Origin of the sequence: Spirillospora sp. CA-108201 (assembly GCF_050936235.1) — a bacterium.
Classification (GTDB): Bacteria; Actinomycetota; Actinomycetes; order Streptosporangiales; family Streptosporangiaceae; genus Spirillospora.
The window spans coordinates 3,359,449-3,384,418 of sequence record NZ_JBNJNE010000001.1 but is presented as its reverse complement, the minus strand read 5'-3'; the positions used below and the strand labels follow the sequence as shown (position 1 = coordinate 3,384,418).

The window sequence follows — 24,970 nt, the reverse complement described above, 5'->3', positions numbered from 1 at the left end:
GCTGTTTCATCACGTTCCAGCGGTGTCAGGCCAGCCGGCGCGTCCCCGGGCGGTTGCGTGCCGGGGACGCGCCGGCGTGACGGGCGTCAGTCGCGGCCTGGATCAGGCGCAGCCTTCCATCTGCGGGGCGGTCGTGACGAGCTTGAGCCCGGTGCCCGCGAAGTGCTTCTCCAGCAGGGTCTTGGCCGTGCCGTCGGAGTACATCTGGGAGACGGCCTTGTTGACGGCCTCGCAGGTCTCGGTGTCGCCCTTCTTCAGGCCGACGCCGTACTTCTCGTCGGTGAAGGGGTCGTTGATGACCTTGAAGGAGCCCTTCTGCTGGTTGGCGAAGCCGGCCAGGATCAGGTCGTCGGTGCTGACCGCGTCCAGGGCGCCGGACTTCAGCTTGCTGACGCACTCGGAGTAGCTGGAGGCGTCCACCAGCGTGACGCCCTTGATGTTCAGCTTGCCGTCCGGCGGGCCCTCGGTGATGCGGCGGAAGGAGTTGGAGCCGGCGGCCTTGCAGAGCTTCTTGCCCTTGAGGTCGGTGGCCTTCTTGATGCCGCCGTTGTCGGCCTTGACCATCGTGTCCTGGTGGGCGACGTAGTACGGCCCGCCGAAGGTCACCTGCGACTTGCGCGCGTCGGTGATGGAGTAGGTGGCGACCACGAGGTCGACCTGCCCGCCGCCGAGGAACGACTCGCGGTTGGCGGAGGTCGTCTCCTTGAACGTGATGCCGTTCTCGGGGACGCCGAGCGACTTGGCGATGTACTTGGCGACGTCGACGTCGAAGCCGTCGAAGCTGCCGTCGGGCTTCTTCAGCCCGAGCGCCGGCTGGTCGAACTTGATGCCGATGGTCAGCTTCTTGTCGTCCTTGGCCTTCTGGACGACCGTCTTGGCCTCGGTCTTCTCGGTGTCACTGCCGCACGCGCTGAGCGCCAGCGACAGCGCCATCCCCGCCCCGATGAGGGCGCCGAAACGACGTACTCGCATTTCTGGTGTACCTCTGCTCTCTGCCGGAGCCCCGCGGCTCAGTGCGTGAGGATCTTGGAAAGGAAGTCCTTCGCGCGCTCGGTCCGCGCGTTCGTGAAGAACTCGTCGGGGGTGTTCTCCTCGACGATCTGGCCGTCCGCCATGAACACGACCTTCTGGGCGGCCCGGCGGGCGAAGCCCATCTCGTGCGTGACGACGATCATCGTCATGCCCTCGCGGGCCAGCCCCGTCATGACGTCCAGGACCTCGTTGACCATCTCGGGGTCCAGCGCCGAGGTGGGCTCGTCGAAGAGCATCACCTTGGGCTTCATCGCGAGCGAGCGCGCGATCGCCGCGCGCTGCTGCTGTCCGCCGGACAGCTGCGCGGGGTACTTGTGCGCCTGGTTGGCGATGCCGACCCGGTCGAGCAGTTCCAGCGCGTGCTTCTGCGACTCCTGCCTGCCCTGCCTGCGGACCTTCACCGGCCCGAGCGTGACGTTCTCCAGGATCGTCTTGTGGGCGAACAGGTTGAACGACTGGAACACCATGCCCACGTCGGCGCGGAGCTTCGCGAGGTCCTTGCCCTCCTTGGGCAGCTCCTTGCCGTCCACGAGGATCGTGCCGCCGTCGATCGGCTCCAGCCGGTTGATCGACCGGCACAGGGTCGACTTCCCGCCGCCGGACGGTCCGATGACGACGACGACCTCGCCCGAGTTCACGGTGAGGTTGATGTCCTTGAGGACGTGCAGTTCGCCGTAGTGCTTGTCGACGTGCTCGACCACGACGAGCGGCCGGTCACCTACGGCGGCCGGCTCCGGGGTGGAGTCCTCCGGCCCGGTCTCCGTGAGCTCGGGCCCGCTTTCGCTGTCCGTCATGGGCACGGACTTTATGTCATCGCCGGTACTGCCCGAGTTGCCGCGCGGTACCGATACGATCACGAATACCCACGTCGGACGGGGTTCGGTCGTGGCGGAGAGTGATCATAAAAGGCGGCGGCGGGACGCGCCGCCCGTTCGGCCGTGTCGCGCCAAGGCCGTAACCTGGATGACTGTCATGAGTGCGCCAATGGAGACGGCTCCCCGTACGTACGAGATCCGTACCTACGGGTGCCAGATGAACGTCCACGACTCCGAGCGGCTGTCGGGGCTGCTGGAGTCGGCCGGATACGTCCGCGCGGTGGAGGCCGAGCCCGACGTCGTGGTGTTCAACACCTGCGCGGTGCGGGAGAACGCCGACAACCGCCTCTACGGCAACCTCGGCCATCTGCGGCCCGTCAAGGACGGCCATCCCGGCATGCAGATCGCCGTCGGCGGCTGCCTGGCCCAGAAGGACCGCGACACCATCGTCAAGCGCGCCCCCTGGGTGGACGTGGTGTTCGGAACCCACAACATCGGGTCGCTGCCCGCGCTGCTCGAACGCGCGCGGGTGCGGAGCGAGGCGCAGGTCGAGATCGAAGAGTCGCTGGTGACCTTCCCCTCGACGCTGCCGACGCGCCGCGAGTCCCCCTACGCCGCCTGGGTGTCGATCTCCGTGGGGTGCAACAACACCTGCACGTTCTGCATCGTCCCGTCCCTGCGCGGCAAGGAGCGCGACCGTCGGCCGGGGGAGATCCTCGCCGAGGTCGAGGCGCTGGTCGGCGAGGGCGCCCTGGAGATCACGCTGCTCGGGCAGAACGTCAACGCCTACGGCTCGGGCTTCGGCGCCCTGTCCGGCGCGCCGGACGAGGTCCGCGCCATGACCGGGGGCGGGCAGTCGGCGTTCGCGGGGCTGCTGCGGGCCTGCGGCGGCGTCGAGGGCCTGGAGCGGGTCCGGTTCACCTCGCCGCACCCCAAGGACTTCACCGACGACGTGATCGCGGCGATGGCGGAGACGCCGAACGTGATGCCGTCCCTGCACATGCCGCTGCAGTCCGGGTCGGACGCGGTGCTGCGCGCGATGCGCCGGTCCTACCGGCAGGCGCGCTACCTCGGCATCATCGAGAAGGTCCGGGCCGCGATCCCGGACGCGGCGATCACCACCGACATCATCGTCGGCTTCCCCGGCGAGACCGAGGCCGACTTCGAGGAGACCCTGCACGTGGTGCGGGAGGCCCGGTTCTCCTCGGCGTTCACCTTCCAGTACTCCAAGCGTCCGGGCACCCCGGCGGCGACCATGGACGGCCAGCTGCCGAAGGAGGTCGTCCAGGAGCGGTACGAGCGGCTCGTCGCGCTCCAGGAGGAGATCTCCTGGGCGGAGAACCGCGGGCAGCTCGGCCGGACGCTGGAGGTGCTGGTCGCCGAGGGCGAGGGCCGCAAGGACCAGGCGACGCGCCGGCTCTCGGGGCGGGCGCCCGACAACCGCCTGGTGCACTTCGGCGTGCCGGAGGAGCCGGTCCGCCCCGGCGACATGGTCACCGTCGAGATCACCTACGCCGCGCCGCACCACCTGGTCGCCGACAAGCCCGCGCTCGGCGTCCGCCGGACGCGCGCGGGCGACGCGTGGGAGGCCCGCCAAGGCGGAGACGGCGGGGCCCGGGGCGTGTCGCTGGGCATGCCCTCCGTCGGGCGTCCGTCCCAGCCCGCCGCTTCCGCGCCGGGCTGCTCGACCCGCCCCTGAGCCCCGGCATGCTCACGCCCGCCTAGGACGGCCGGTCGCCGGTCCCGCCGGGCTGCTCGCCGGTTCCACCGGGCTGGTCGCCGGTCTCGCCGTGCGGGCCGCCCGTGCCGCCGGCCTGGCCGCTCTCGCGGTCGATGGTCTCGTCGGCCTGGTCCTGGACCCGGTCGACCTTGTCGGCGTGCTTGCCTCCGGTGCGCTGGTCGAACATGTCGCCGGCCTTCTCGACGCCGTGCTTGGCCCTGTCGGCCTGCTGCCCGAGCATCTGCTTGACCTTGTCGACGATGGACATCGAATCCCCCCGGATCCTCGACTCGGTTCGGCGCCGCGGGCACGGCGCGGCACCCGTTCATTCCGGCCATACCCGTTCTGTTGCCACAATCAATCCCGTGACCTCATCCAATGCCCCGCACGTGATCGCGGTCGTCGGCGCCACGGCGGCCGGCAAGTCCGACCTGGCCGTCGAGCTGGCCCTCCGGCTGGACGGCGAGGCGGTCAACGCCGATTCGATGCAGCTCTACCGCGGCATGGACATCGGCACCGCGAAGCTGTCCGCGGCCGAGATGCGCGGGGTCCCGCACCACCTGCTGGACGTCTGGGACGTCACGGTCACCGCGAGCGTCGCCGAGTACCAGCGGCTCAGCGCCGGCGCCATCGCCGGGATCAGGGGCCGGGGACGGCTGCCCGTGCTGGTCGGCGGGTCCGGGCTGTACGTGCGCGCCGCCCTCGACCGCCTGGAGTTCCCGGGGACGGACCCCGCCGTGCGGGGGCGCCTGGAGGAGGAGCTGGCGAGCGCCGGGCCCGGCGCGCTGCACGAGCGGCTGCGCGGACTGGACCCGGCGGCGGCGGAGGCGATCCTGCCGAGCAACGGCCGCCGGATCGTGCGGGCCCTGGAGGTCATCGAGATCTCCGGCCGCCCGTTCACCGCGACCCTGCCCGAGCACCGGTACCGCTACGACGACGTCGTGCAGATCGGGCTGAGCGTGCCCCGCGAGGAGCTGGACGAGCGCATCGCCCTGCGGGTGGAGCGGATGTGGGAGGCGGGCCTGGTCGACGAGGTCCGGGAGCTGGAGAAGCGGGGCCTGCGGGACGGCGTGACCGCCGGGCGCGCCCTCGGCTACGCGCAGGTGCTGCGCCTCCTGGCGGGGGAGTGGACGGAGCGGCAGGCCAAGGAGGACACCGTCCGGACGACGCGGCGCTTCGCCCGCCGCCAGGAGTCGTGGTTCCGCCGCGACCCGCGGGTGCGGTGGCTGCCCCATGACGCCCCCGACCTGGTCGATCGCGCTCTCGCCCTGGTGAACCGGGAGACGCCGGACCCCATATGATCGGGGCATGCGGTTCGTCAAGGGGCACGGCACTGAGAACGACTTCGTGATCCTCCCCGACCCCGACGGCGTCCTCGACCTCACCCCGGAGGCCGTCGCGCGGCTCTGCGACCGGCGGGCGGGCATCGGCGCCGACGGCGTCCTGCGCGCGGTCCGGACGAAGGCCGCCGGGTTCGACGCCGACGCCGAGTGGTTCATGGACTACCGCAACGCCGACGGCAGCATCGCCGAGATGTGCGGCAACGGGGTGCGCGTCTTCGCCCGCTACCTGGTCGAAGCCGGACTGGCCCCGTCCGGGGAGTGGGACCTGGCCACCCGCGCGGGCCTGCGCCGCGTGACGCTCGGCCCGTCCGGCGACGTCAGCGTCGAGATGGGCCGGCCGGAGCTTCTCGGCCCGGGGGAGGCGTCGCTGGCGGGCGCGAGCTTCGCGGGGGAGCGGGTCAGCGTCGGCAACCCGCATCTGGCGTGCCGCGTGTCGGAGCCGGTCGCCGCCCTGGACCTGTCGCGCGCCCCGGATTTCGACCCGGCGGTCTTCCCCGCGGGGGTGAACGTCGAGTTCTTCCGCAGCGTGGGGGAGCGGCACGTCGAGATGCGGGTGTTCGAGCGCGGCTCCGGCGAGACCCGGTCGTGCGGCACGGGGACCGTCGCGGTGGCCGCGGCGGCGGCCCGCGGCGCGGCCGACGGCGCCGAATGGACGGTGGACGTCCCCGGCGGCAGGGTGACCGTCGTCCTCGACGGCGAGACCAGCTTCCTGAGGGGCCCGGCCGTCCTGGTGGCCGAGGGCGAGACGCACCCCGGCTGGATCTAGCGGATCGCCCGCCCCACCTGGGCGTGTGCCGGTCCCGTGGCGGTCCCGGCACAGACGGGACATCTGTCCCTCTCCGGCGGGACCTTCCGCCGCATAACTTCTCTCTTGCACACCCTCTGGTGAATGGCCCGTATGGACCGGGATGGGAGCCCCGGGCCCGTACGGAGCCCGAGGGCCGGTGGCGACCTTCTTGGCGGGGGGCGGTCACCGGCCCTCCCACCGGGAGGGGCGGCGCTCAGGGTGAGGCGCCGTTGACCGGCAGCCTGGCGCGGACCAGAGTCCCGCCCTTGGGGCCGGGCCCCACCGTGCAGGATCCGCCCAGTTCGGCCGCACGCTCGCGCATGGACGACATGCCGATGCCGGAGCGCACATGGCCGGGCAGTCCCACGCCGTCGTCGTCGACGGTGACGTGCAGATCCCCGTTCAGATGCAGCCGCACCTCGGCGCAGCCCGCTTCGGCGTGCCGGTGGACGTTCGTCAGCGCCTCCTGGACGATCCGGTACGCGGCGACCTCGGCGGCGGCCGGCAGGCCCTTCAGGTCGCCCTCGACGCGCACGTCCACCCGCGGGCCGTCCCCGGCGGCGACGACGCCGCCGAGCGCCTGGATCGCGCCCTCCAGCCCGAGGTCGTCCAGGGCGGGCGGCCGCAGGCCGTAGACGAGCTCCCTGATGTCGCCGATGGTGCGCCCCATGGTGCTGCGCAGCTCCTCCAGCAGCGTGTCGGCCGCCTCCGGGTCGGTCCTCAGCGTGATGCGCGCGGCGTCCACCGTCATGGCGAGGCTGGCCAGCGTCGGCCCGAGCCCGTCGTGCAGGTCGCGGCGCAGCCGCCGCCGCTCCTCCTCCCGCGTGCGCAGGATGTGCTCCCGGGAGCGCTGGACGTCCGCGGAGAGCCGCGCCGCGTTCGCCAGCTCGGCGAGGTTGCGGGCGAGGACGTTCGACAGCCGCGCGTCCGGGGTGCGGGTGACGCCGAACAGCAGGCGCCCCACCGGCTCCCCGTGCCACACCAGCGGGATGAGCTGCGGGCGCTCGCCGAGCACGCCGTCCTCCGCGGAGACCGTCCTTCCGTCGCGGTCCAGCACCTCGATCGTGACGCCGGTCGCGTGCAGGGCCGAGCGCGCCACCTCGGCGGCGACGGCGAGCGCGGCGCCCGGGTTCGCGGCGGTCTGCAGCCGCCGGTTCAGCCGGTCGGCGATCCGGTACGGGTCGCGCTCGCCGTGGATGACCCCGTCCACCGTGCGCTGCAGCCGCCGCCGGACGGGCTCGAACACCGCGCCCGCGACGATCGCCCCGGCGAGCCCGGCGAGGGTGCCCCGGCCGTGGGCCAGCAGGCTCGCGGTGCCGACGAGCGCGAAGTACACGCCGGTGATGACGACGACGAGGCCCGCGTACACCAGCGTCCGGCTGACCACGAGGTCGATGTCGTACAGCCGGTAGCGGGTGATCGCGATCGCGATGCAGATGGGGACGGCGACGATCGTGAGGTCGCGCAGCGGGTCGCCGATCGGGCCGTTCTCGCCGACGAAGATGATCGCCTCGGCGACGAGGCCCGGATAGACCACCCAGGCGATCTGCCGCCGGACGTCCGGCGGCGCCTGCACGAACCGCACGGCCACCGAGAACAGGCCCGCCGCGAGGGCGGTGACGATGACCGCGCTGATCGGGAGCGGGATCTCCTCGAACGGGTACACCGAGACCCCGTTGTGCCAGCGGCGCACGTCCGGGTCGACGGTCAGGTGCGCGCAGACGATGACCGGGACGAGGCAGGCGAGGGCGAGGGCGGGCAGGAACCACCGCGACACCAGCCGCCCGTCCGGGAAGATCAGCGGCAGCACGAGGGTCAGGGCGTAGGTGTCAACGGCCCACAGCCAGACCGCGAGCCACTGGACGAACCCGGCCCCGGGCCAGCCGTGGAGCTCGAACCAGGGGCCGAGGTTGAGCGAGAGCACGTAGAGCGAGGCGCTGAGACCCGAGCCGACCATGAGCCAGGCGACCTTCAGCCCCGGCCGGTGCCGCAGCAGGACGGCGCCCGCGGGCGTCCAGGCCAGGGCGACCAGGATCTCGGGATGCCACCACACCATCCGCAGGTCGGACGGCAGGCGGGTGCCGACGGCCAGGGACGCGGCGACGGACGCGACCGCGGTCAGCGCGAGGAGGGCGCCCATGCGCCCCGCTCCGCCGTCGTGCTCTTCCGTCCCCATGCCCCACTCCCCGCCCGAAGGTAATGGAATGTTAAAACGCGCAGCTCCCTGTCCCGCAGTCCGAAACGCGTCCGCCTCAGGACACCGCTGGACCGGTTCGGCGGAGAACTCCCCGGTAGCGGCGCATGCGGGCGTGCCGTGATGGTAACCGTGGAATCGGGCGAAATGAACGGAGGGCGCAGGTCAGCGTTCCGTCATGGCCGCGGGTCGGGTGGCCGGGCGCGGCGGGGATGCCGGATCGTCGCGGGTCAGGGCGTCAGAGTCAACATGCTCGCGCGCGTCAGCGCCTGCAGTCCGCGCCTCATGTCCTCGGGGGTGAAGTCCTGGAGGAGTACCCGCTGGATCAGGAAGCCGGGGAAGAGCGCGAACAGCGTTTTGCCGGCGGCCACGACGTCGGTGTCGGCGGGAAGGAGGCCGGCGTCGACCAGCCGGCGGGTGTACCGGCTCCAGGTGTCGCGCAGTCCGGTGACGTTGTCGGCGACGTAGGCGGCGATCTCGGGATCGTGCATGGCGAGGGCCCAGGCCTGCGGCGCGAGCCGGAGCGGGCCGTCGTCGCCGGACAGGGCGACGACCCGTGAGGCGAGCCGCCCGGCCACCTCGTCGACCGGGAGCAGCGGGTCGCCCTCGGCGAGGTCGGTGAAGAACGTGCGCAGGTCGCCGATCACGACCGCGATGTTCGCCTCGATGATCTCGTTCTTGCTCTTGAAGTACCGGTAGACGGCGCCCGCGGAGAGACCGGCCTCGGCGAAGATGTCCTGCATGGACGTCGCGTGGATGCCCTTGCGGATGAAGCAGGTGCGGGCCGCGTCCAGGATCTGGCGGCGGCGGCGCTCCCGGTGCTCCTCGCTGACTCTCGGCATGGCGCCAATATAAAACGAACGTTCGTTTCTTGACAAGGTCCGAGGGGGGTGCCACGCTGGCCGCGTTAAAGAGAACGGACATTCGTTTTTTTGGAGGAGACAGTGCGGACCTCCCTCGCCGTCCGCGCCCTCGGCGCGGCCGTCGGCGCGACGCTGCTGCAGCTCGTCATGATCGTCGCCTTCTCGTGGCCCGCCGCGCGGACGGCGCCGCATGACGTCCCGATCGTCGTGACCGGCCCGCAGGCGACCACGGTCGCCGGCCTGCTCGACCGCGAGCGGCCGGGCGCCTTCGACGTCCGGACAGCCCCCGACGAGGCCGCCGCGCGCGCCGCGATAGCGGATCGCGAGGCCTACGGCGCCGTCGTCACGGCGCCGTCCGGCCCGAAGGTGCTCACCGCCTCCGCCGCCTCGCCGCTGGTCGCCCAGCAGCTCGCGGCGATGGCGGCGCGGCTTCACCCCGGGGGCGCGTCGGCGTCCCCGCCCGTCCAGGACGTGGTCGCCGCGGATCCCGACGACCCCCGTGGCGCCGGTTTCGGCGCTCTCGCGCTCCCGCTGGTCATGTCCGGGCTCGCGGCCGGAGTGCTGCTGACGTTCGCCGTCACGTCCCTCGCCTGGCGTGCCGCCGGCACGGTGATCTTCGCCCTGCTCGGCGGGCTGGACGTCGCGTGGATCGCGCAGGGGTGGCTGTCGCTGCTTCCCGGCTCCTACCTCGCGCTCGCCGGAGTCATGGCGCTGACCGTCCTCGCCGTGACCGGAACCGTGGTCGGCCTGGCCGCCGTCTTCGGGCGCGCCGGGATCGGCCTGGGCGGGCTCACGCTGCTGCTGTTCGGCAATCCGCTGTCGGCGGCGACGTCGGCGCCGGAACTGCTGCCGCAGCCGTGGGGGACCATCGGCCAGTACCTGCCGCCGGGGGCGTCGGCCACCCTCCTGCGGTCGGCGGCGTTCTTCGACGGCGCCGGGCAGGCCCGCCCGCTCACCGTCCTGGCGGCCTGGGCCTGCGGGGGTTTCCTGCTCGTGATCCTCGGCGGTCTGCGGAGGCGTCCGGGAAGAGAGGCCGCGCTCGACCGCGAACCGGCGCTCGCGTGACCGTCGCCGTGTGATTCTTGGCAAACCCATGCGCTCTGCGTGCCCATTCCCTAACATTCGGTGACGGTCGGGTGGTGGGAAGGGACGACGGTGGCGACGTTCGTGGCTCGGCGGCTGGCGAACCACGCGGTGCTGGTGGTGCTCGCCGCGAGCCTGGGCTACCTGCTCGCCGCCGCGGCGCTCGATCCGCGGACCGGCCTTGAGGACCGCGCGCCCCGTCCGCCGGAGGCCGTGATCGACGCGCGGCTCGGCGCGCTCAACCTCGATGACCGCACGCCCCTGGCCCGGCGATACCTCACCTGGGCCGGGGGCGTCGTGCACGGCGACTTCGGCCGCACGTGGGCCGGCGAGCCGGTCGGCGGCGAACTGCGGCGGCGTCTCGGCGTGAGCCTGCGCCTGTCGGCTCCGGGAGCGGTCCTGGGAAGCGCGATGGGGGTCGCGCTCGGCGCCTACGCCGCCGTCCGGCGCGGTCGGGCGGCCGACAGGCTGATCTCCGGCGGCACTTGCCTGCTGCTCGCCGCCCCCGTGTTCGTCCTGGCGGTGCTCTTGCAGATCGCGGCCGGCGAGGTCAACGACGCCTTGGGGATGCGGGTGTTCGTCTGGGTGGGCGAGACCGCGCCGGGGGCGTCCCGCGGCGCACTCTGGGATCTTGCGGACCGGGCACGCCGCCTGGCGCTGCCGACGGCCACGATCGCGCTCTGCCAGCTCGCGCTCTGCGCCCGCTACCAGCGCGGCCTGATGCTGGACGTGCTGCACGCCGATCACGTGCGCGCCGCGCGGGCGAGGGGCCTGCGGCGGCGCGGCGCGCTGCTGCGGCACGGGCTCCGGATCGCGATCGTCCCGATGACGACCTACGCCGCCTACACGTCCGGGCTGGTCCTGCTCGGCGGGGTGTTCACCGAGACGGCCTTCGGGCGGCACGGACTGGGGGAGTGGCTCGTCGGCTCCATCTCCCGCGGCGACGCCAACGCGGTCGCCGCCGTCGAATGCCTCGCCGCCTGCGCCGTCGTGCTCGCCGCCCTCGCGTCCGACGTCCTGGCGGGGGTGCTGGATCCCCGCGTCCGCAGGGGAAGCACGCCATGACCGTCGGCCGTCGTGGGGTCGCCGGGGCGGTTCTGCTCGCGCTGCTCTTCCTTCTCGCCTTCGCCGGACCTCTCGTCTCGCCGTGGGGATGGGACGAGACCGACTTCACCGCCTTCCGGCAGGGGCCGTCCGGCGGCCACTGGCTCGGCACGACCCAGAGCGGGCGCGACGTCTTCGCCTACACCCTGCGCGGTGCGCAGAACTCTCTCCTGGTCGGATCGTGCGCCGCCGTCCTGTCGACCGGACTCGCCGCCCTCGTCGGGACGGCGGCCGGGTTCCTGGGCGGACGGGTCGACCGCATGCTGATGCGCGGCGTCGATCTGCTGCTGGTGCTCCCGTCCTTGCTGGTCGTGACCGTCCTGGCGTCCCGCGCCGCCGGAGGGCGGCCGGTGCTCGCGGCGTTGCTGGCCGCGTTCATGTGGATGGTCACCGCCCGCGCGGTGCGCGCCGCGACGCTCTCCCTGCGAAACCGCGACCACGTGCTGGCCGCGCGGTTCCTCGGCGTCGGCACGCCGCGGCTGGTCGTGCGGCATGTGGCTCCGGGGCTGGCGTCGCTGCTGGCCGTGGACGCCGGCCTGAACGTGAGCGTCGCGATCACCGCGGAGAGCGGGCTGTCCTACCTCGGGTTCGGGGTGCGGCCGCCGGACGTCTCGCTCGGCGCGGTCATCGCCGACGGCCAGGGCGGGGCGGCCGCGCACCCGTGGGCCTTCGGAGCCGCCGCCGGGCTGCTCGTCCTGATCGTCGTCGCGGTGAACCTGCTCGGCGACGGGCTGCGGGACGCACTCGACCCGGAGGCGGGGCGTTGACGGTTCTGCAGGTCGCCGACCTGGCGGTCGGCCACGCGGCGGGTGCGCGCGTCCTGCGCGGCGTGAGCTTCTCGGCCGGGGCCGGGGAGGCGCTCGGGATCGTCGGCGAGTCGGGAGCCGGCAAGACCGCGCTCGCGCTCGCTCTGATGGGATTGCTGCCGGAGGGAGCCCGTGTGTCGGGCTCTGTGCGGTTGCGTGGCCGGGAACTGCTGGGACGGACCGACGCGGAACTCTCGCGGGTGCGCGGCAAGGACCTGGCGATGGTCTTCCAGGATCCGCTGTCGGCGCTCTCGCCCGTCCGAACGGTGGGCGCCCAGATCGCCGAGGCAGTCCGGATCCACTCGGCGGCCAGCCGTGCGGCGGCGCGCGCTCGCGCCGTGGAGCTGCTCGACCTGGTCGGCATGCCGGACGCGGCACGGCGGGCCCGGTCCTACCCGTACGAGCTCTCCGGCGGGATGCGGCAGCGCGTGGTGATCGCCATGGCCGTCGCCCACGACCCGGTCGCGATCGTGGCGGACGAGCCCACATCGGCCCTGGACGCGGCCGTACGGGCGCGGGTGCTGGACGTCCTGCGGGTCGCTCGGGAGGCGAGCGGCGCCGCGATCGTGCTGATCACTCACGATCTGGCGGCCGTCGCCGGCTTCGCGGACCGCGTCGTGGTGATGCACGAGGGGCGGGTGGCGGAGGCGGGCACGGTGGAGGGGGTCTTCCTTCGTCCCCGGACGCCGTATACGAGCCGCCTGCTGCGCTCGTGGCCGCGTACGGATGAGGCGCTGGTTCCCCGTGCCCGGCCTGGGCGGCCGGTGGTTCTCCAGGTGGACGGCCTGGTCCGTCGCTATCCCTTACAGGGGACGCCGCTACGGCGGCGGGCCGGCGAGGTGCGTGCCGTGGACGGCGTGAGCTTCGACATCCGTGAGGGCGAGACGCTCGCGCTGGTGGGGGAGTCGGGGTCCGGCAAGACCACGACCTTGATGGAGATACTGCGGTTGTCCCGTCCGCAGGAGGGGCGCGTCACCGTCTTCGGGCAGGACACGGCCGCCTTACGCACCGCCGACCGCAAGGCTTTGCGCAGAGACGTCCAGGTCGTGTTCCAAGACCCGTACGCCTCACTGAACCCGCGTATGCGGGTGGCCGACATCATCGCCGAACCGCTCATCGCGCACCGGATGCCGACCGGTGGCCGTGTGGAGGAGCTTCTCGCGTTGGTGGGCTTGGAAGCCGGCCTTGCACGGCGCTTCCCGCATGCCCTCTCGGGCGGGCAAAGGCAGCGTGTGGCCTTGGCCAGAGCGCTTGCCTTGGAACCCCGCCTGCTTCTCTTGGACGAGCCTGTGTCCGCGTTGGACGCCGCCGTGCGAGCGGGCGTCATGGAGTTGCTGGAACGAATCCGGGTGCGGTTCGGCCTGGCGTGCCTGTTCGTCACCCACGACCTTGCCCTGGTCCGGGGCTTCGCTGATCGGGTCGCCGTGATGCGCAATGGGCGCGTCGCTGAGATAGGGCCGGTCGCGAGCATCTACGGAACTCCTGCCCATCCCTATGCGCGGGCTCTGCTCGACGCCATGCCTTCGCTCCGGCCGGGGCGGAACCGATCTCGCCCCGCGTTTCCGCACGACGACCTGTCCGACCCCGCGGTCGGGTCCTCGGGCTGCCGGTTCCGTGCCCGCTGCCCGCGCTACGCCACGCTCACCCTCGAAGACGGACGCCAATGCGAACACCACGATCCGATGCCGCGCGCCATTGCGGCGGACCACGCCGTCGCCTGCCACCATCCGCTCGTCTCGGCGGCGGCCGAGCAATGAAACCGGTCCTCGTCGCGGCTCTTCTCGGGGCCGTGCTCATGACCGGCGCCGGGTGCCGTGCCCCGTCGGCCTCTGACGCGTCCGGGGTGCTGCCCGCCGCGGACGTGAACCCGACTCCGCGCGACCGTGTCGTGAAGGGCGGGACGCTCCGCTGGCCGCTCCCCGAGTTCCCGTCCCAGTGGAACACCAACCACGTCAACGGCGCCAAGGGCGCGGTCGAGCACGTCATGCAGGCGGTCATGCCGTATCTGATGCGGTCCGACGAGAAGGCCGTCCCGCGTCCCGTCCCGGAGTATCTGGAGTCGGCCACGGTGAAACGGGCCCGGCGCGGCCAGACCGTGACCTACAGGCTCAATCCGCGCGCCAAGTGGTCGGACGGGCGGCCCATCGGCTACGCCGACTTCCTGGCGCAGGCCCGTGCCCTGTCCGGACGCGACCCGCGCTTCGAGGTGTCGGCCGTCACCGGATACCAGCAGATCGAGCGGATCGAACGCGGCGCTGATGAACACACGGTCGAGGTGACGTTCGCCCATGCCTACGCGGACTGGCACAGCCTGTTCAGCCCGCTGTACCCGGCTGCCGCCTACGCCGGCCCCCGCGCGTTCAATACGGGTTGGATGGGCAGCGCACCCGTTACGGCCGGACCGTTCAGATTCCAGCGGATCGATCGGACCGCCAAGACGGTGACGCTCGTGCGAAACCCGGCCTGGTGGGGTCCACCGGCGAAGCTCGACCGGATCGTGTACCGCGCCATGGACACCAGCGCGATGCCCGGCGCGTTCGCCAACGACGAGATCGACCTGATGGACATCGGCCTCGACGCGGATGCGTTGCAGCGTGTCCGGGGCGTCCCCGGCGCCGCCGTCCGGAGGGCCGGCGGGCCGGACTGGCGGAACTTCACGTTCAACGCGGCGGGACCCGTCCTGTCCGACGCCCGGGTGCGCCGGGCGGTGATGCTCGGCATCGACCGGCGCGTCATCGCACGCTCCGACCTGTCCGGCTTGGGCGTACCGGTCCAGACGCTCGGCAGCCACTTCTATGTCAACACCCAGGCCGGCTACCAGGACAACTCGGGTGGGCTCGGCACGTACGACCCCGCACGGGCCGGGCGGCTCCTGGACGAGGCGGGCTGGAAAATGCGAGGCGGATACCGCGTCAAGGCAGGGCGCACGCTCGCGCTGCGGTTCGTCGTGCCATCGGGAGTTCCCATCAGCAAGCGGGAAGGAGAACTGACGCGTGCGCTACTCGAACGCATCGGCGTCCGAGTGGACATCCACGTCGTTCCCGCGGACGACGTCTTCGAGCGGTACGTCACGCCCGGGAACATGGACATCGTTCCGTTCTCCTGGCTCGGCACGCCGTTCCCCATCTCACAGATGAAAGCGGTGTTCGCACGTCCGCGCGGGCGGAACGTCCAGCAGAACTACTCGCGGATCGGCAGCACCGCCATCGACGCAGCGATGGACCGGGCCATAGCGGAGATCAGCCCGGAAAGAGCTCACAGCCTGGTGAACAGAACCGACCGGCTCATCTGGCGCCAGGCGTCGGTGCTGCCCCTGTATCAGCGTCCCCAGCTCGTCGCCGTGCGCGCGGAGCTTGCCAACGTGGGCGCCGGAGGCTTCCTGGACCCCGTCTACCAGGACATCGGCTTCACCGGCCGGTGAGGCTCACGGGAAGTCGAGCCGGATGCCCTTGCGGTCGCTGGTGAACCGGGCGTTCCAGACGTAGAGGCGCAGGTCGTCGGCGGAGAGGTCCTCCTTGACCGGAAGGTCGGAGGCGATGCGGACCACGTAGGAGGCGCCCGCCGGCAGCATCGTGTCGCCGCCCTCCTCGACCGGCGCCTTCGACCCGTCGATCCGGGCGGTGATCTTGCTGTGGTTGGGGAGGGTGCACATGTCGTCCGGGACGCCCGCCTGCGGCATGCACCGCTCCCGCGCCGACGCGGGGACCTGCGACTTCGGCATGAACAGGTCGGCGGGGAAGTCCAGCAGGACGGGCCGCCGCCCGCTGTTGGTGAGGACGTAGTCGGCGTAGGCGTAGGTCGTCCCCGACGGCGGGGCCTGCGTGGCGCCGAGCGGCTGCCGGGACGTCCCCGCCATGACGGCGGCGAGGCTGTAGCCGTAGCCCTCCGGAGTCGTGAAGCCGACCTGCGGGCCCGCCTTCGGCGCGGGCACGGACGCGCCCGCGGCGTCGCCCTGGCTGGCGAGGCCGGGCGGCGAGGAGCTCCCGCCGTCGCCCGTGCCGGGCCGCAGCACCATGATCGCTCCGGCCACCGCGGCGATCCCGACGGCGCCGGTCAGGGCGCCGGCGAGCCCGACCCTCCCCGCGTGGCTCTTCTTCCTGCGGCGGTGCGAGCGGTACGGCTGGCGGCTGTCGGACATGGTCGGTGCTCCCTCGGGCCCTCTCCGGCTCGGTCGGCGTTGTCCCTGCTCACGGCGGGCAGGCCACGATACCGGACGGCCGGATCGGCGGCGGTCCTGGTCCGCGGGCTACGAACCGCGCGCGGTGAGGGCGTCGCGGCCGAGTCCCCGCAGGGATGCGTCCAGCACCTGCGCGGTGTGCGCGACCGCGATGGCGGCCCCGCGCCGGCGCAGCGCCGTGGCGATCTGCATCGAGCAGCCGGGGTTGGCGGCGACCAGTAGTTCGGCTCCGGTGGCGTCCACGTTCACCGCCTTGCGGTCGCCGAGTTCTCCGGCGGCCTCCGGCTGGAACAGGTTATAGGTCCCGGCCGAGCCGCAGCAGACGTCCGGGTCGGCGATCTCGCGGACGGTCAGCCCGGGGATCGCGGCGAGCAGGTCGCGGGGCTGGCTCCGGACGCCCTGCGCGTGGGCGAGGTGGCAGGCGTCGTGGTAGGCGACCGTGACCGGAAGCGGCCGCCGCTCGGCCCGCGGCCCGAGTTCCACCAGGTACTCGGCCAGGTCCCGCGTCCTGGCCGAGAGCGCCTCCGCCCGCCCGGACCATTCCGGGTCGTCGGCGAGCAGCGCCCGGTACTCCTTCATCGCGGACCCGCAGCCCGCGGAGTTCACCACGATCACGTCGGCGGCCTCGAAGGTCTCGACCGTCCGGCGGGCGAAGGCGCGGGCCTCCTCCTCCCGTCCGGAGTGCAGGGACAGCGCGCCGCAGCATCCCTGCCCCCTGGGGATGACGACGTCGCAGCCCTCCATCGCCAGCACCCGTGCCGTGGCGGCGTTGACGTCCGGGAAGAACTCGCCCTGGACGCATCCGGTCAGCATCCCGACCGTGGCGCGGCGCTCGCCGCGCGCGGCGACGCGCTCGGGCGGCCTCGGCGCCCTGCCGAGCGGCGGAGCGAGGCGTTCCATCGCCGCCAGGGACGGTGAAACGCGTTCCAGAATGCCGCTGAACCGCACGAGCCGTTCCAGACCCGACCTCTGGTAGGCGCGGAGGGGCCCGCGCAGGGCGCGCAGCCTCCGCCTGTACGGGAAGAGTTGGAAGACCATCTCCCGTATGACGCGTTCTTTCAGCGGGCGGGGGTGTTCGCGTTCGACGTCGGCGCGGGTCATCTCGATGAGCCGGTCGTACTGGACCCCGGACGGGCAGGACGTCACGCACGCCATGCATCCCAGGCAGCGGTCGAAGTGCTCGACCATCGGCCCGCTGAGCGGTTCGCCGTCCGCGTGCTGCTGCATCAGATGGATGCGGCCCCGGGGAGAGTCCATCTCCTCGCCCCACAGCACATAGGTGGGGCATGTCGGAAGGCAGAACCCGCAGTGCACGCAGTCGTTGAGCAGGTCCGGGAGGTCGTCTTGGGCGCTCATCAGATTCCTCCCGCGAAACGGCCCGGGGACAGCCGGTGATCCGGGTCGAACTGGTCCTTCACCTGCCGCATCAGCGTCAGCGCCGGAATCGGCCCCCACAGGTCGATCTCGCCGCGCACCTCTTGCGGCGCGTAGCGGACGACGGCGTGACCGCGGTGCTTCTTCAGCACGTCCCGCAGACGGCCGAGGACGTCGGCCACCTCGTTCGGGCCGAGTTCGGCGGGGAGGCCCACGTGACCATGCCCGCTGGCGCTCCAGGTCGCGGCCGCGTCCCCATCGAGCGCGGTGATGACGTCGCGGAGCGAGGACGGCGGGGCGCCGATGTCGATGAGGGTGGTGCCTTCTGGATACCGGCCCCAACCGTCTGGCGCGGTATCCGAGATCTCTGCCTTCTCGCCGAGGAGTTCTGCGGTCTGCCGAGCGCGCGCGGCGACACCGTCGGGAACGCCCTCAAGGAAGACCGAGACCGTCCCTGGACTGATGTATTCGACCGCGCTTGGGGCGATGGGGGAGTGGAGGACGGTCTGGACCGCGTCGTTCGTGTCCTCTGGGCCGTCGACGGCACACGTCACGTACGCGGCCGCCTCGGGGACGGGGTGCAGCCGGAACGTGGCGTCCACGATCAGGCCGAGGGTTCCGTAGGAGCCGCAGAAGAGCCGCCCCAGGTCGTAGCCGGCGACGTTCTTGACGACCTTGCCGCCCGAGCGCGCGACCTGGCCGTCCGCCCGCACGACCGTGAGCCCGATGACCAGGTTCCTGGGCGTCCCGTAGAGCGTGCGCAGGGGCCCGGCGGCGCTCGTGGCGATCGTCCCGCCGACCGTCGAACCCGGCAGCGGGACGTCGAGCGCGAGCCGTTGCCCCCGTTCCGCCAGTTTCCCGGCGAGCTCCTCCATCGCGAGCCCGGCCTCCGCCTTGGCGACGAGGTCCCCGGCCGTGTGCTCGACGAGGCTGTTGAGCCGATGGGTGTCGACGAGCAGATCGCAGCGTTCCGGTGGCTCGCCCCAGTCCAACCGGGTCTCGGCCCCACGCGGCACGACGGCCAGACCCTTCTCGGCGGCCACGCGCATGACGTCGGCGGCCTCGGTCAGGTTCTTCGGCGCCGCGACGAGCACGGGCTCCACGCCGAGCACGCCTTCCGCGGGCTCACCGGGCCGTACGTCGCCGCAGACCTTCGCCAGAGCGTCCAGGGGCCGCATCAGAAGATGTCCGCCTTTCCCTCGAACGGGTGCGGGCCCTTGCGCTTGCCGGGCGCCTCCCCGCACAGCCGCGGCGTGGGGAAGACCTTGCCCGGGTTGCACAGCCCCGCCGGATCGAATCCGCAGCGGACCATCTGCATCGTGTCCAGGTCGGCGTCGGTGAACATGCGCGGCATGTAGCGGGCCTTGTCGACGCCGACCCCGTGCTCGCCCGTGATGGAGCCGCCGTGCTCGATGCACAGGTCGAGGATCGCGCCCGACACCTCTTCGGCGCGTTCCTCCGCGCCCGGCTCGGCGTCGTCGAACAGCACGAGCGGATGCAGGTTGCCGTCCCCCGCGTGGAACACGTTCGCGACCCGCACGCCCGACTCGGCCGACAGCGCGTCGATCCGGGCCAGGACGTCCGGGAGCACCGTCCGGGGGATCACGCCGTCCTGGACGAGGTAGGCCGGGCTGATCCGGCCCACGGCCGCGAACGCCGACTTGCGCCCCTTCCAGATCAGCGCCCGCTCCGCGTCGTCGGCGGCGATGCGGATCTCGAAGGCGCCCGCGTCCCGGCACATCCGCTCCACCTCGGTGAACTGGGCGGCGACCTCGGCGTCCGGGCCGTCCAGCTCCACGATCAGCACCGCGCCGGCGCCCGGCGGGTACTCGCAGCGCACCGCCGCCTCGGCCGCCTCGATCGCCAGGGCGTCCATCATCTCGATCGCCGCCGGGACGACGCCCGCGCCGATGATCGCCGACACCGCGCCGCCGCCCGCCTCGATCGAGCCGAACGCGGCCAGCAGCGTCTGCACGGTCTCGGGGACCCGCGTCAGCCGCACCGTGATCTTGGTGGTGATGCCGAGCGTGCCCTCGGCCCCGACGAACACGCCGAGCAGGTCGTAGCCGGGCCCGTCCGCGGTCAGCTCCACCAGCTCGCCGCCCGGCGTGACGACCTCGCAGGCCAGCACGTGGTGGGCGGTGAAGCCGTACTTCAGGCAGTGCGCGCCGCCGGAGTTCTCCGCGACGTTGCCGCCCACCGAGCAGATCTGCTGGCTGGACGGGTCGGGCGCGAAGTAGTAGCCGTGCGGGCGGACGGCCCGCGTCACGTCCAGGTTGATCACGCCGGGCTCCACCACGGCCCGCTGCCCCGGGATGTCGATCTCCAGGATCCGGTTCATCCGGGACGTGACGATCAGCACGCCGTCCGCCCGGGGGAGCGCGCCGCCCGACAGGCCCGTGCCCGAGCCGCGCGCGACGTAGGGGACGCCGGCCGCGGCGCACTCCCGCACGATCGCGGCGATCTGCTCGGCCGTGTCGGGCAGCACGACGACGCCGGGCGTCGACCGGTGGTTGGTGAGGCCGTCGCACTCGTAGGTGCGCAGCCGCACCGGATCGATGATCACCCGGTCGGCGCCGAGCAGCGCCTCCAGCCGGGGCCCGAGCGCCGTGAGCATGGTCTCCACCTCTCCACGATCCCCCGCCCGCCGACCTGCCGCAAGGTCCCGCGGACCGTCCGGAACACCTCTCCCGGACGGTCCGCGAACGCCGCCGGAGCCGGGCCCGCTACGGGAACTGCTGGTAGGCCGGCGTGGTGAGGAACTCGGAGTACTCGTCGGCCAGCGTGACCTCCTTGAAGAGCTCCACGGCCTGGCCGTAGCGGGGCTCGTTGTACGCCTGGCCGAGCTCCTCGCGGATCTTGCCCAGCTCCTCGTCCAGGAGCTCCTCCACCCACTCCTTGGTGATCTTCTGGCCCTCGGCGGTGGAGACCCCGTTGTAGATCCACTGCCACACCTGGGAGCGGGAGATCTCCGCGGTGGCCGCGTCCTCCATCAGGTTGTGGATCGCGACCGCGCCGGCGCCGTCCAGCCAGGTGGCCAGGTAGCGCAGCGCCACGTCGATGTTGTTGCGCAGGCCCGTCTCGGTGATCTCACCGGGGGTGGCCCTGACGTTGAGCAGGTCGGCGGCGGAGACGTGCACGTCCTCGCGCAGCCGGTCGCGCTGGTTCGGCCTCTCGCCGAGGACGCCGTCGAACACCTCGCGGCAGACCGGGACGAGGTCGGGGTGGGCGACCCAGGAGCCGTCGAAGCCGTCGCCGGACTCGCGGGTCTTGTCGGCGCGGACCTTCTCCAGCGCGACCCGGTTGACCTCCTCGTCGCGGCGGGACGGGATGAACGCCGCCATGCCGCCGATCGCGTGCGCGCCGCGCTTGTGGCACGTCCGCACGAGCAGTTCGGTGTAGGCCCGCATGAACGGCGCGGTCATCGTGATCGCGTTCCGCTCGGGCAGCACGAAGTCGGTGCCCCGGTCCCGGAACTTCTTGATCACCGAGAAGAGGTAGTCCCAGCGGCCCGCGTTCAGTCCGGCGGAGTGGTCGCGCAGCTCGTAGAGGATCTCCTCCATCTCGAACGCGGCCGGGATCGTCTCGATCAGCACGGTCGCGCGGATGGTGCCGCGCGGGATCTCCAGGGCGTCCTGGGCGAGGTTGAACGCGTCGTTCCAGAGCCGCGCCTCAAGGTGGCTCTCCATCTTCGGCAGGTAGAAGTAGGGGCCCTTGCCCTTGTCCAGCTGCCTGCGGCCGCAGTGGAGGAGGTAGAGGCCGAAGTCGAACAGCGACCCCGACATCGGCTCGCCGTCGACGAGCAGGTGCTTCTCCTCCATGTGCCAGCCGCGCGGCCGGACGACGATCGTCGCGAGCTCCCCGTCGTCCTTCAGCGCGTAGGACTTGCCGCTCCTGGCGTCGGTGAAGTCGATGGCGCGGTCGAGGGCGTCCCGCAGGTTGAGCTGCCCCTCGACCATGTTGTTCCACAGCGGGGTGTTGGCGTCCTCGAAGTCGGCCAGCCACACCTTGGCGCCCGAGTTCAGCGCGTTGATCGTCATCTTCCGGTCGGTCGGGCCGGTGATCTCGACGCGGCGGTCCTCCAGGCCGGGCGCGGGCGCGGCGACGCGCCAGGAGTCGTCGCCGCGGACGCCGGCGGTCTCGGGCAGGAAGTCGAGGGTCCCGCCCGCGGACAGCCTGCGCTGGCGTTCCGCGCGCGCCTTCAGCAGCTCCTTGCGGCGGGCGCCCAACTCGCGCTGCAGGGCGGCGAGCAGGCCGAGCGCCTCGGGGGTCAGGATCTCCTCGTACCGCTCGCCGAGGGGTCCGGCGACCTCGATGCCTTCCAGTCCAGCCATCTGCCTGCCCTTTCGTATAGCGAAATTCGACTTCTGTTGTGTGGAGAACGGTACTCGCCGGTACGGAGGCCGGTCAAAGCGGGGTTCCCTGCAGACCTCCCCGCGCGCGCTTGCGTCAACCCAAGGGGAAACTGGGTGATAACCAGGTGACCACCGGGGACGGTGCGTGAGACGATCGCGGGGAAGATACGGCCGCGAAGCGGCGTTCTACGAGGACATATGACTGAACCTTTCTCTGCAGACCAGACCCAGACTCCTGACGAGATCGAGTACGAGCCCCTGACGGGTGAGCTCGACCTGGAAGACCGACGGGCACTGCGCCGCGTCGCGGGCCTGTCCACCGAACTGACCGACGTGACGGAGGTCGAGTACCGCGCCCTCCGGCTGGAGCGGGTCGTGCTCGTGGGCGTCTGGACGGAGGGGACGGCCGCGGAGGCCGAGAACTCCCTGCGCGAGCTGGCGCTGCTCGCCGAGACCGCGGGCTCGCAGGTGCTCGAGGGCGTCGCCCAGCGCCGGTCGCGTCCCGACCCGGCGACCTACATCGGCTCCGGCAAGGCCGCGGAGCTGCGCGACATCGTCATCTCCACCGGCGCGGACACCGTCATCTGCGACGGCGAGCTGGCGCCGAGCCAGCTGCGGCACCTGGAGGAGACCGTCCAGGTCAAGGTGATCGACCGGACGGCGCTGATCCTGGACATCTTCGCCCAGCACGCCAAGAGCCGCGAGGGCAAGGCGCAGGTGGAGCTCGCCCAGCTCGACTACCTGATGCCGCGGCTGCGCGGCTGGGGCGGCAACCTGTCCCGGCAGGTCGGCGGGCGCGCCGCGGGCGGCGTCGGCATCGGCGGCCGCGGCCCCGGCGAGACCAAGATCGAGCTGGACCGGCGGCGGATCCGCACCCGGATGGCCAAGCTGCGCCGCCAGATCGCCGAGATGTCCAAGTCGCGCGACACCAAGCGGGGCGAGCGGCGCCGCCACCAGGTGCCCGCCGTGGCCATCGCCGGCTACACCAACGCGGGCAAGTCGTCCCTGCTCAACCGGCTCACCGGCGCCGGGGTGCTGGTGGAGGACGCGCTGTTCGCCACCCTCGACCCCACCGTCCGGCGCGCCGAGACGCCGGGCGGCCGCGCCTACACCCTGGCCGACACCGTCGGGTTCGTCCGGCACCTGCCGCACCAGCTCGTCGAGGCGTTCCGGTCGACGCTGGAGGAGGTCACCGACGCCGGGCTGGTCCTGCACGTCGTGGACGGCTCCGACGCCGACCCCGAGGCGCAGATCGACGCCGTGCGCGAGGTCCTGCGCGAGATCGGCGCCGACCGCATCCCCGAGATCATCGTGATCAACAAGGCGGACGCCGCCGACGAGCTCGCGATCGCGCGCCTTCAGCGCCGCGAGCCGCACAGCGTCGTCGTGTCCGCCCGCACGGGGTTCGGCATCGAGGAGCTGCGCGCCGCGATCGAGGCCGACCTGCCGGGGCTGGAGAGCGAGGTGCGGGTCCTGGTGCCCTACGAGCGGGGCGATCTCGTCGCGCGCGTGCACGAGCGCGGGGAGGTGCTCAAGCAGGAGCACGTCGCCGAGGGCACCGTCCTCCACGCCCGCGTGCCGGCCGACCTCGCGGGCGAACTGGTCCAGTACGAGACCGTCTCTCCGACGGCTTGAATCCCTGTCTCGCCGGGCCCCCGCGCGGGGGCCCGGCGAGTTTGGGACGGGCTGGGTGGTCGGTTCTAGGACGTCCGAAGTCCCACCTTGGTCGCCGAACGGTGACAGCTTGTCCAATCCGCTTGACGGTGCTGTTGAAATCCGTACCGTCGTAGAGCTAAGGGGCGGGGTGATGGGTGTCGATGTGCTGCGATCAGAGCTTGTCGGACGGACGTTCAGTGCACTACCGTGACGAAACCGATATCTCCGGTCTCGTTGCCAGCGGTGGCCCTCCGGCCACCCGACCCTCCAACGGTGGAGTCGCCGGCACCCAGTCGGCGTTTCGGATCGAGAGCAGGTGGCCCAACCATGGCAGGTCCGAACGCTCGAACGAGGGCCCGCGGCCCGCACCGTCGCCTCACGGCATCCTGCACCGCGCTCACGTGCGCATGGCCCCATCCAGGTCGGTGACCCTATGACGGTACGGCTGTTGACGAACATCGGCAGGCTCTGGACGGGCACCGACGTCTGCAGCAACGCCGCGGTGCTCATCCACGACGACCGGATCGTCTGGGCGGGGCCCGCCTCGGACCTCCCGCAGAGCGTCCCCGGCATCATCGACGACATCGTCGACGTCGACCACGTCGAGAACCTCGGCGGAGGCCTCGTCACCCCCGGCCTCATCGACGCCCACTCCCACCCCGTCTACGCGGGCAACCGCTGGGCCGAGCTCGCCATGCGCACCAGCGGCTCGTCCCACTCGGCCATCACCGCGGCGGGCGGCGGCGTCAACTCCACCGTGACCGTCACCCGGGGCACCGACCCCTGGACGCTCTGCAACGGCGTCCGCGAACGGCTCCGCCAGTGGATCCTCGCCGGCACCACCACCGTCGAGGCCAAGACCGGCTACCACCTCACCCGCGACGGCGAGCTCGCCGACATCCGGATGCTGCGGTCGCTGGAGGGCGAGCCCTCCATGCCCCGCATCCACGCCACGTTCCTCGCCGCGCACATCCTGCCGCCCGAGTTCTTCGGACGCCGCCGCGACTACATCGAGGCCGTCCGCCTGTGGGCCGGCGACGCCGCCGTCGCCGGCGCCGACTCGATCGACGTCTACTGCGACGAGGGCCACTTCACCGCCGAGGAGGCCCGCGCCCTCCTGCTCACCGGCAAGCGCGCCGGCCTCAAGGCCCGCATGCACGCCTGCGCCAACGAGCGCATCGGCGCCGCGCAGGTCGCCGCCGAGGTCGGATGCGCGTCCGCCGACCTGCTCACCCAGGCCAACGACGACGACATCAAGGCCCTCGCCCACGCCGGCGTCACCGCCACCGTCTGCCCCGGCAGCTCCCTCAACAGCAGCCGCGCCCCCGCGCCCGTCCGGCAGATGCTCGACCGCGGCGTCACCGTCGCCCTCGGCACCGACCACAACCCCGGCCAGTGCGGCATCACGTCGATGCCGCTCGTCATCGGGCTGTCGGTCGCGATGTTCGGGCTCAGCGTGACCGAGGCCCTGCGCGCCGCCACCCTCGGCGGGGCCGCCGCGCTGCGCGTCGGAGACCGCGGCTCCCTCGCCCCGGGCATGCTCGCCGACATCGTCCTGTGGGACGCCGACCACGAGGGCGCCTTCGCCTGGGCGTTCGGGCTCCGCGCCCTGCGCATCTGGCGCGGCGGCGTCCCCGTCCAGCCCTGACGGAGGCGCGCGG

20 protein-coding genes are annotated in these 24,970 nt (G+C 72.2%); 10 read left to right on the top strand and 10 right to left on the bottom strand.

What is annotated here, in order from left to right; translation table 11 throughout:
* Positions 1–102: 102 nt before the first annotated feature.
* Both ACQEU6_RS16455 and ACQEU6_RS16450 read right to left on the bottom strand, forming a co-directional pair.
* A complete protein-coding gene (locus ACQEU6_RS16455; RefSeq protein WP_499332874.1) occupies positions 103–972 on the bottom strand; it encodes a glutamate ABC transporter substrate-binding protein in 870 nt (289 codons plus the stop codon).
* 38 nt (positions 973–1,010) lie between these two features.
* Positions 1,011–1,733, bottom strand: a complete 723-nt coding sequence (locus ACQEU6_RS16450) for an amino acid ABC transporter ATP-binding protein (RefSeq protein WP_499340217.1) — start codon at positions 1,731–1,733, stop codon at positions 1,011–1,013.
* 271 nt (positions 1,734–2,004) lie between these two features.
* Here ACQEU6_RS16450 and miaB point away from each other — a divergent pair, with 271 nt between their 5' ends.
* Positions 2,005–3,546 carry a tRNA (N6-isopentenyl adenosine(37)-C2)-methylthiotransferase MiaB gene (gene miaB, locus ACQEU6_RS16445; RefSeq protein WP_499332873.1) on the top strand — a complete coding sequence of 514 codons (1,542 nt, stop codon included), beginning with the start codon at positions 2,005–2,007 and terminating at the stop codon, positions 3,544–3,546.
* Positions 3,547–3,568: 22 nt separating this feature from the next.
* On the opposite strand, the gene ACQEU6_RS16440 is transcribed toward miaB, so the two are convergent.
* Entirely contained in the window at positions 3,569–3,835 is a 267-nt protein-coding gene (locus ACQEU6_RS16440; RefSeq protein ID WP_499332871.1) for an antitoxin, read from the bottom strand.
* 121 nt (positions 3,836–3,956) lie between these two features.
* On the opposite strand from ACQEU6_RS16440, the gene miaA reads away from it, so the two are divergent.
* Entirely contained in the window at positions 3,957–4,868 is a 912-nt protein-coding gene (gene miaA, locus ACQEU6_RS16435) for a tRNA (adenosine(37)-N6)-dimethylallyltransferase MiaA (RefSeq protein WP_499340215.1), read from the top strand.
* A gap of 7 nt (positions 4,869–4,875) precedes the next feature.
* Positions 4,876–5,676 (top strand): diaminopimelate epimerase, encoded by an 801-nt coding sequence (gene dapF / locus ACQEU6_RS16430; protein WP_499332870.1) that lies wholly within the window; start codon positions 4,876–4,878, stop codon positions 5,674–5,676.
* A gap of 235 nt (positions 5,677–5,911) precedes the next feature.
* On the opposite strand, the gene ACQEU6_RS16425 is transcribed toward dapF, so the two are convergent.
* Entirely contained in the window at positions 5,912–7,873 is a 1,962-nt protein-coding gene (locus ACQEU6_RS16425) for a sensor histidine kinase (RefSeq protein ID WP_499332869.1), read from the bottom strand.
* A gap of 248 nt (positions 7,874–8,121) precedes the next feature.
* Positions 8,122–8,733, bottom strand: a complete 612-nt coding sequence (locus tag ACQEU6_RS16420; protein ID WP_499332868.1) for a TetR/AcrR family transcriptional regulator — start codon at positions 8,731–8,733, stop codon at positions 8,122–8,124.
* 102 nt (positions 8,734–8,835) lie between these two features.
* On the opposite strand from ACQEU6_RS16420, the gene ACQEU6_RS16415 reads away from it, so the two are divergent.
* From ACQEU6_RS16415 to ACQEU6_RS16395, 5 genes are all read left to right on the top strand, one after another.
* Positions 8,836–9,819 (top strand): hypothetical protein, encoded by a 984-nt coding sequence (locus tag ACQEU6_RS16415; RefSeq protein WP_499332866.1) that lies wholly within the window; start codon positions 8,836–8,838, stop codon positions 9,817–9,819.
* Between the two features lie 90 nt (positions 9,820–9,909).
* A complete protein-coding gene (locus ACQEU6_RS16410; RefSeq protein WP_499332865.1) occupies positions 9,910–10,902 on the top strand; it encodes an ABC transporter permease in 993 nt (330 codons plus the stop codon).
* The gene (locus ACQEU6_RS16405) at positions 10,899–11,708 is read left to right on the top strand and encodes an ABC transporter permease (protein WP_499332863.1); all 810 of its coding nucleotides are present in this window, start codon (positions 10,899–10,901) and stop codon (positions 11,706–11,708) included. Before ACQEU6_RS16410 ends, ACQEU6_RS16405 begins: the two co-directional genes overlap by 4 nt.
* Entirely contained in the window at positions 11,705–13,504 is a 1,800-nt protein-coding gene (locus tag ACQEU6_RS16400) for a dipeptide ABC transporter ATP-binding protein (RefSeq protein WP_499332862.1), read from the top strand. The genes ACQEU6_RS16405 and ACQEU6_RS16400 overlap by 4 nt, the downstream gene beginning before the upstream one ends.
* On the top strand, positions 13,501–15,168 hold the full coding sequence (locus ACQEU6_RS16395; protein WP_499332861.1) for an ABC transporter family substrate-binding protein: 1,668 nt from the start codon (positions 13,501–13,503) through the stop codon (positions 15,166–15,168). Before ACQEU6_RS16400 ends, ACQEU6_RS16395 begins: the two co-directional genes overlap by 4 nt.
* Before the next feature lie 3 nt (positions 15,169–15,171).
* On the opposite strand, the gene ACQEU6_RS16390 is transcribed toward ACQEU6_RS16395, so the two are convergent.
* From ACQEU6_RS16390 to aceB, 5 genes are all read right to left on the bottom strand, one after another.
* Complete coding sequence (locus tag ACQEU6_RS16390; RefSeq protein WP_499332860.1) at positions 15,172–15,885, bottom strand: hypothetical protein; 714 nt, start codon at positions 15,883–15,885, stop codon at positions 15,172–15,174.
* A 108-nt stretch (positions 15,886–15,993) separates the two neighbouring features.
* Positions 15,994–17,280, bottom strand: coding sequence for a (Fe-S)-binding protein (locus ACQEU6_RS16385; protein ID WP_499332858.1), 1,287 nt, complete (start codon positions 17,278–17,280; stop codon positions 15,994–15,996).
* Entirely contained in the window at positions 17,280–18,476 is a 1,197-nt protein-coding gene (locus ACQEU6_RS16380) for an FAD-binding oxidoreductase (protein WP_499332856.1), read from the bottom strand. Before ACQEU6_RS16380 ends, ACQEU6_RS16385 begins: the two co-directional genes overlap by 1 nt.
* Positions 18,476–19,915 carry an FAD-linked oxidase C-terminal domain-containing protein gene (locus ACQEU6_RS16375; RefSeq protein WP_499340213.1) on the bottom strand — a complete coding sequence of 480 codons (1,440 nt, stop codon included), beginning with the start codon at positions 19,913–19,915 and terminating at the stop codon, positions 18,476–18,478. The genes ACQEU6_RS16380 and ACQEU6_RS16375 overlap by 1 nt, the downstream gene beginning before the upstream one ends.
* Positions 19,916–20,024: 109 nt before the next feature.
* Positions 20,025–21,632, bottom strand: coding sequence for a malate synthase A (gene aceB, locus ACQEU6_RS16370; RefSeq protein ID WP_499332854.1), 1,608 nt, complete (start codon positions 21,630–21,632; stop codon positions 20,025–20,027).
* A gap of 219 nt (positions 21,633–21,851) precedes the next feature.
* Between aceB and hflX the strand changes: the two genes are divergently transcribed.
* Both hflX and hutI read left to right on the top strand, forming a co-directional pair.
* Positions 21,852–23,288, top strand: a complete 1,437-nt coding sequence (hflX, locus tag ACQEU6_RS16365; protein WP_499332852.1) for a GTPase HflX — start codon at positions 21,852–21,854, stop codon at positions 23,286–23,288.
* A gap of 454 nt (positions 23,289–23,742) precedes the next feature.
* Positions 23,743–24,957 (top strand): imidazolonepropionase, encoded by a 1,215-nt coding sequence (gene hutI / locus ACQEU6_RS16360; protein WP_067631854.1) that lies wholly within the window; start codon positions 23,743–23,745, stop codon positions 24,955–24,957.
* The last annotated feature ends 13 nt before the right edge of the window (positions 24,958–24,970 follow it).